This is a genomic window from Aphanizomenon sp. CS-733/32, from assembly GCF_028330045.1.
Taxonomy (GTDB): domain Bacteria; phylum Cyanobacteriota; class Cyanobacteriia; order Cyanobacteriales; family Nostocaceae; genus Dolichospermum; species Dolichospermum gracile.
Map to the genome: position 1 here is coordinate 1 of NZ_JAQMSE010000155.1, position 7,869 is coordinate 7,869.

The following is a 7,869-nucleotide window of genomic DNA, read 5'->3' on the forward strand; positions in this document are numbered from 1 at the left end:
AACGAAAATCCCTCGTTTCAGGCTTTTGGTGATTAACTTCTGCTCAATAGCGAGCGCTCAAAAATCATCAAAAAATCACGTTAAAATGCCCGAAACCCATACCTCATATTTGGTTGATCCTGTCAATGCGTAAGTCCTAATTTCTTTAACTAACTTTAAGAGGTTGTTTGAAAAGTTTTAGGTTGTGATTTTAGGTACTTACAGATCCCCGCTAACCCCCCCTTTTTAAGGGGGGAAATAGAGTCAAAGTCCCCCTGTTTATACAGAATTAGGTTGATCGATGTGTGAGCAACCAAAGGAAAGGCTATCAACCATGACAAAAACCTAGGGTGGGTTATCAACAGCGTAACGCACCGAAAATCAGTAAATAAACATACATAAGGTGCGTTACATTGCATTAACTCACCCTACGGGATCAGCGATCGCACTGTACAGATGTGATGAAAGGTATTTTAGAATCGTTGGGAGTTTCGAGTAAAAACCTCTTCTGGTGTCCACCAAATCCACCGAAGAAGTAAATAAATATTTGGCGTTGTATTTTGAAGTTTGAAATTGTGAATTTTCCAATTTCATGTTCAATGTAGCAACGCCAAATATCCAAATCTCTATGTTATAATGGCGAGTGATAGTTCCAAAAATGTTCAACTAAATTGATGAGTTTACGAAGATACGCTGATAAACAGAGGAAGGTTAGGAATTGAAAGAGTTTGATAAACCCATCCCCAAAGAAAAACTTGATATCGTCGAGAAAACTAGATCTAATCTATTTGCTTGGCGCGGTCAGTTTTCACCGCAACTTGTTGAAGTTATATTAAATGCATATTGCCTATCTAATTCAGTCATTCTTGATCCTTTTGCAGGTAGTGGAACTGTTTTGCTAGAAGCTGGTATTTTGGAATTTGAAGCATATGGCTTTGAAATTAATCCAGCCGCTTGGATTCTCAGTAAAACCTATGAATTTATCAATGATATCGAAAAGAAGAAATCTGTCAATACTATTAGAAGTTTAATAGATAAGGAATTTCCTTTCAGAATTTTTGAAAATGGCAGTGAAGTACAAAATCTGCCAGTGAAGTTGAAAGAAATTAGAAATGAGCTAGATAAAGAAACAGCAAAAATATTTGATGCTTTGGTGATTCTACTTGATGTTGCAAACAATAAAGTAACTAATGAATCTATACAATCAAAATTTGCCGATTTAGCAAGTTTGATTGAAAAGCTTCCCTACTCTAAGAAGCAAATAAATGTAAGTCTATCAGATGCTCGATCTCTGCCATTGAAAAATGATCAGATAGATTTTGTAGTCACGTCTCCACCCTATATAAATGTATTTAATTATCATCAAAATTACCGTAGATCAGCTGAAATATTAGGGTGGGACTTATTAAAGATAGCTAAGTCAGAAATTGGATCTAACAGGGCAAACAGAGGCAACCGATTTTACACAGTAATTCAATACTGCTTGGATATGGCTGATACTATGCAAGAGCTTTCCAGAGTGAGCAAAAATGAAGCTCGCATTGTATTCGTGGTCGGACATGAATCTAATGTCCTTGGAGTGCCTTTTTATAATGCTGACATCATCGAAAAAATTGGATTAAGGGCTAATCTTTTCAATAAAACTTTAAGGCAAAAGAGAGAGTTCAAGAATAAGTTCGGGAAAATTATCAGGGAAGACCTGATCAATTTTTCAAATTTAAATAACAAGAATTGCAAGGACACAGTTGAGCAAGTTGCGAGAGAGGTAGCATTCGATGTTTTGAAAAGCGGTCTTCCTTTGGTATCCTCAAAAAATCTCAAATCATTAGAAGATGCAATCAATAAAGTTGAAGATATTGGCAGAACTCCAACTTTAGATAAAAAGTTTTATATTGACCAACCTTGCCAAGTTGCTAATCTAGCCAGTCTAACCTATGCCTGAACTTTCTCGCCCTCACTACACAAAGCTAACTGCGTGTCTTAACAATCGTCGGCTACCTGAATCTGACAGAGAAAGACTAGAAGAAGCTGTTAGGAAGTATCATCAATGGATTTCAGAGTTGGAATCTATTGAGCATGGTCAAGCAGATACAGTAGAAAAGTTAGTCGAAGCTACGAACCGATACAAGCGTTTTATTGAACTTGATTTGATTTTTGATAGCTCAGACAATTTTTTATATAGACAGAAAGGACAGCTAAAGCTAGACAACACTATTTTAGAAGAATTCTTGCCGCAAGTGGTTTTCCGTAGTTTGAGGGGAATAGATAATGCTTTTGAATTAGGACCAAGAAATACATTTTCTGGGCTTAGTTTCTTATCCTCTCTTGGAAACCCTGGTCAAGGTGGTGAACCAATTATTAGAACCAAAGATCAGGATTTTATACTTGGCAAGAAGTTATATCTGAAGTCATCATTCGATCCAGATTTTCAAGATCACAAATTGATCGAGTCACATCTTGGATATGTTTGCGCGGAATGCAAAACAAATTTAGACAAAACTATGTTTCAGGAAGCAGTAGCGACAAGCAGAGACTTAAAAGTTGCTGTTCCTGGATCTTTATACTTTCTGATCTGCGAATTCCTTGATATGACACCAGTGTCAATTATTTCGACTCAAATTGATGATGTTTTAATCGTGCGAAAAACAAAGCGTATGTCTTCCAATATTCGTCAGGAGTATCGAACACCAGAAGAAAGGCAGATCCATAGACCGGAATACGTAGATTTTTTGGATTCCTCTAAATATTATGCCGATGTATTTCAAAGGATGATTGACAAGATCCAGGCTCTAATTGATGATACAAGCCCATCAATGGAAAATGTTCTCAATCAAGGGCATTTTTAATCCTCCTGGCGAGAACGCGCACCTGAAAAGCAACAAAAAGTTTTAGAGTTTACGAAAATTCAGGTTATTTCAATCTAATGGCGATCGCGTAGCAATGCTGTAAGCGATCGCTCATCGTACTAAATTGGGAGCGATCGGGCTTTTAGATATAATGAGGTAAGGTAGCAATACCCTTGGAGTTTTCTTTGGAGTCTAAAACCGATGGAAGTTAAAGAGATTAAAATTTATGTTGATGCAGAAGCCGCAAAGGTTTATGAATCAGCCGTATTTGATGAGCGTCAAAAAATCAATGTTATCCTTAGCTTAAGACTCAAAGAACTCGCCAGACAGCGCCGACCACTTGAAGAAGTGATGAGTGATATCAGTCGCGATGACTATCTACCAAACAATGAGGCATAATCAATTACTGCATCCAACCGCATGATAGACTAAACTCTAGCCTGAAGATGAGCAAAATAGTTCAACAACCAGCGGTTTAGTCACTTTCCCCATAGCATTACGGGGTAATTCATCAACTATCAAAATGCGAGTGGGAATCTTATAAACTGCTAATTGCTCCTTTGCCCAACTCCGCAAAGATTCTAATGTCAATTGGCGTTGTGGTAGTAATACTAACGCCGCACAAACTCGCTCACCCCATTCTAAATCTGTCACCCCAACGACTGCACATTCTTGAATATCTGGATGGGTTCTTAACACTTCTTCAATTTCTAAAGCTGAAACCTTATACCCTCCTGTTTTAATGATATCAACGCTCATTCGTCCTAAAATACGATAGTTGTTATTCTCGACTATGGCCGTATCTCCAGTCCCAAACCACCCATCTCTAAATGCCTTTTCTGTTGCTTGGGAGTTTTGCCAATATTCTAAAAACACTCCAGGACTTTTAACTTGAATTTCTCCTGGTATTCCCGGTGGCACTAATTCTCCACTCTCATCTACTAATCTAACTTCAACTTCCGGTAAAGGTTGACCCACATATCCTGCATATCGTTGACCATGTAAAGAGTTGGATAGTGCCATACCAATTTCCGTCATTCCATAGCGTTCCAATAGGAAATGACCGCTAATATTCTGCCAATTTGCTAATACTTGTACTGGTAAAGCTGCTGAACCAGAAACCATCAGACGCATTTTTTTACACCCTGCGGTCATGATTTTTTGACGTTCCTGAGTAGCATTTTCCCAAGCAGCAATCAATTTTACATAAATTGTTGGTACTGCCATAAATAGGGTTAAGTTACCCTCACAAATTTGATTCCACACAGTTTCAGCATCAAATTTACTTAATATGTGGCATTCCGCCCCAACCCATAAAGCACAGGTTAGGACGTTGATAATCCCATGAATATGGTGTAATGGTAGTATATTGAGAATACGGTCATCTGATGTCCATTCCCAAGCAGTAACTAAGCTAGTTACTTGAGCTTGAATATTGTCATGAGTTATCACCACACCCTTGGGTTTGCCTGTTGTCCCACTGGTATAGAGAATTAATGCCCGTCTTTGAACATCTATATTTGGTAGGGTAGTAACATGATCTGGGAGTGTTACTGAGGTGAGAATAAAGCGCAAATTTTTTTCAGTAGCAAGCGATAGTAGTATATCCTCAAATTGGGGATGGGCAACAATAATTGATGCTCCCGAATTAGTAATCACATACTCCAATTCTGGACGGGGGTGAGAAACACACAGTGGTACAGCTATGCCCCCAGCCCGCCAAATTCCCCACTGAGTAGCCACATACTCAAACCCAGGGGGGATAAGAAAAGCAACTCTCTGTTCTTGTAAGTCTTCTGTATCCTTAAGCAGACCTGTAGCAATTAGACCAGAGATGTCGAGCAAATCCCCATAGCTAAATACTTCTTCACCTATAACAATTGCTGTTTTCTCGTTATGCTTTTCAGCACGAGTAATCAAAGGGAAATTCACTTTTGTTTACCAATTTATTTATGGTTGCTTCCAACTAGACAACTTGTGTCAATATGTAAATTCTACCTATCTTTGAGAATATTTTTCATAGAAATTTTTAGTGGCATTGGGTACAATAATCCATTAGTCAGCGCGTTAATTATTGTTGATACCTCTTGCAGTTGCATCAATAAAGATTTATGATACTTAGGTATTAAATATTTAACTTCAATTAAAAAACTGTATTCTTTCCTTGAAGATTTGATAAAACCTTCCCAAAATAAACCTATTCATTAGAGAATATCTGGCAAGCAATCAACATCCAACTTAAAAGCCATGCACAAAAATTCTGAAGATAAATATGCTTTTTTGTCGCCAATGTGGGTAATATAAAACAGCATGAAGTGGATACTAAAAGTAAATATTAGCAGAAGGAAAAATATGAGAATTTTAGTGACAGGCGGCGCTGGTTTTATTGGTTCTCATCTGATTGACCGACTCATGAATGATGGTCATGAAGTCATTTGTTTGGACAATTTTTACACAGGAAAGAAACATAATCTCCTCCAATGGTTAGATCATCCTAACTTTGAAATGATCCGTCACGACATCACCGAGCCAATTCGCCTAGAAGTGGATCAAGTTTATCATCTGGCTTGTCCAGCGTCCCCTGTGCATTACCAGTATAACCCTATTAAAACTGTTAAAACCAACGTTATTGGTACACTCAATATGTTGGGTTTGGCTAAACGGGTTAAAGCCAGATTTTTATTAGCTTCTACCAGCGAAGTTTACGGAGATCCAGAAATTCATCCCCAGACTGAAGATTATCGAGGCAGCGTCAATCCCATTGGCATTCGTTCATGTTATGACGAGGGTAAAAGAATGGCTGAAACCCTGGCATTTGACTACTACAGAGAGAATAAAGTCGAGATTCGCGTCGCCAGGATATTCAACACTTATGGACCGAGAATGTTGGAAAACGATGGGCGCGTAGTCAGCAATTTCGTGGCGCAAGCATTACGAGGCGTTCCTTTAACTGTTTATGGTGAAGGTCAACAAACCCGGAGCTTTTGTTATGTTTCCGATTTAGTCAATGGGCTAATGCGATTAATGAATGGTGAGCATACAGGACCCATAAATTTGGGTAATCCCGATGAGTATACCATTTTAGAACTTGCTCAGACGGTGCAAAACTTAATTAACCCAGATGCAGAAATTAAATTTGAACCCCTACCTGCTGATGATCCCCGTCGTCGTCGTCCTGATATTACCAAGGCACAGACTTTGTTAGATTGGGAACCTACCATTCCTCTGAAAGACGGTTTAAACCTGATGATTGAAGATTTCCGTCAACGTTTCCAACAGGTTTAGCAATCATTATTCATTAGTCATTGGTCATTAGTAATGACTAACAACTGACAACTATAAAAAACAGGGGTTTTAAAAATGCGTGTTTGCGTAATTGGTACTGGTTATGTTGGTTTAGTAACAGGTGCTTGTTTAGCTCATATTGGACATGATGTAATTTGCATAGATAATAACGAAGAAAAAGTAAAATTAATGAAGTCTGGGCAGTCACCGATTTTTGAGCCAGGACTTTCGGAAATTATGCAATCGGCTATTAATAGTGGCAATATTCAATTTTCTAGTGATCTCGCTGCTGGTGTTCATCATGGAGAAATCCTCTTTATTGCTGTGGGAACTCCCCCTTTGCCCAATGGTGAAAGTGATACTCGCTACGTAGAAGCTGTAGCTCGTGGTATTGGCGAAAATCTCAATGGTGGTTATAAGGTCATTGTCAACAAATCTACTGTTCCTATTGGTTCTGGCGACTGGGTAAGAATGATTGTTGTGGATGGGATTGCAGAACGTCAAAAAACATTATTGGCATCTGGTGATACAACTAGTGACGAGAGATTATCGGAGATTGCTCACCAGTTTGATGTAGTCAGTAATCCAGAGTTTCTGCGGGAAGGTTCAGCAGTTTATGATACCTTTAACCCTGACCGGATTGTATTGGGCGGTAACAGTCAACAAGCCACAGGCATGATGAAAGAACTATATGCGCCTATTATAGAACGCAAATTTGCTGCTGATCAATCTTTACCCCCTGTTCCAGTTTTGGTGACAGACCTCAGTTCCGCAGAAATGATCAAATATGCGGCTAATGCCTTTTTAGCCACCAAGATTAGTTTTATTAATGAAGTTGCGAATATATGCGATCGCGTTGGTGCGGATGTTACCCAAGTAGCAAAAGGCATTGGTTTAGATTCCCGCATTGGTAGCAAGTTCTTACAAGCTGGTATTGGTTGGGGTGGTTCATGTTTCCCCAAAGACGTTTCTGCTCTCATTCACACCGCCGATGATTATGGCTATGAGGCCCAACTTATGAAAGCTGCTGTCAGTGTTAACGAACGTCAACGCCTCATCGCCCTAGAAAAACTCCAACAAGCTTTAAAAATCCTCAAAGGTAAAACTGTGGGACTACTCGGTTTAACCTTCAAACCAGATACGGACGATTTACGGGACGCACCGGCACTCATGTTGATTGAACAACTTAACCGACTGGGGGCAAAAGTCAAAGCTTACGACCCCATCATTTCTCAAACAGGAATGCGTCATGGTCTTTCTGGTGTATTAGTAGAAACCGATGCGGAAAGACTAGCCGATGGCTGTGATGCTTTGGTACTTGTCACAGAGTGGCAACAGTTCAGCACTTTGGACTATGGGAAAATGGCAAAATTAATGAACCACGCGGTCATGATTGATGGTCGTAATTTCCTTGATCCCCAAACCATGATCAAGGCTGGATTCCAGTATGTAGGGGTGGGGAGGTAGGGGAGGAAGGGGAGCAGGGGAGAAATTTCTTTCTTCTTCTTCTTCTTCTTGACTCCTGATAGCGTTCACGTAGTGTGCCGAAGGCATAGCGTGGCGTTAGCCATACTCCTGACTAGGCGCAGGCCCTGCGCCCCTACATCCTGACTTCTGCTATAAAACCCACATTCCGCACCCCAAACTGTCACAGATCAAAAAAGCCCTTAAAGTAGTACATAATAACTAAAGTCAATTCAAAAATTAAGATGCTTAATGAGAATAAATAGCATTAAAAGCGAAATGGTGTGATAAAGTG

General features: G+C 39.4%; 6 protein-coding genes. 5 read left to right on the forward strand and 1 reads right to left on the reverse strand.

Features of this window, described 5'->3' with window-relative positions:
- Positions 1-697 precede the first annotated feature (697 nt).
- From PN471_RS12320 to PN471_RS12330, 3 genes are all read left to right on the forward strand, one after another.
- Entirely contained in the window at positions 698-1,921 is a 1,224-nt protein-coding gene (locus tag PN471_RS12320) for a TRM11 family SAM-dependent methyltransferase (protein WP_271777085.1), read from the forward strand.
- Positions 1,914-2,825 (forward strand): Bpu10I family restriction endonuclease, encoded by a 912-nt coding sequence (locus PN471_RS12325; RefSeq protein ID WP_271777086.1) that lies wholly within the window; start codon positions 1,914-1,916, stop codon positions 2,823-2,825. Before PN471_RS12320 ends, PN471_RS12325 begins: the two co-directional genes overlap by 8 nt.
- Before the next feature lie 201 nt (positions 2,826-3,026).
- Positions 3,027-3,224 (forward strand): hypothetical protein, encoded by a 198-nt coding sequence (locus PN471_RS12330; protein ID WP_271777087.1) that lies wholly within the window; start codon positions 3,027-3,029, stop codon positions 3,222-3,224.
- A gap of 36 nt (positions 3,225-3,260) precedes the next feature.
- On the opposite strand, the gene PN471_RS12335 is transcribed toward PN471_RS12330, so the two are convergent.
- Entirely contained in the window at positions 3,261-4,757 is a 1,497-nt protein-coding gene (locus PN471_RS12335) for an acyl-CoA synthetase (protein WP_271777088.1), read from the reverse strand.
- 420 nt (positions 4,758-5,177) lie between these two features.
- Between PN471_RS12335 and PN471_RS12340 the strand changes: the two genes are divergently transcribed.
- Positions 5,178-6,110, forward strand: coding sequence for a UDP-glucuronic acid decarboxylase family protein (locus PN471_RS12340; RefSeq protein WP_271777089.1), 933 nt, complete (start codon positions 5,178-5,180; stop codon positions 6,108-6,110).
- 75 nt (positions 6,111-6,185) lie between these two features.
- Positions 6,186-7,577 (forward strand): UDP-glucose dehydrogenase family protein, encoded by a 1,392-nt coding sequence (locus PN471_RS12345; RefSeq protein ID WP_271777090.1) that lies wholly within the window; start codon positions 6,186-6,188, stop codon positions 7,575-7,577.
- The last annotated feature ends 292 nt before the right edge of the window (positions 7,578-7,869 follow it).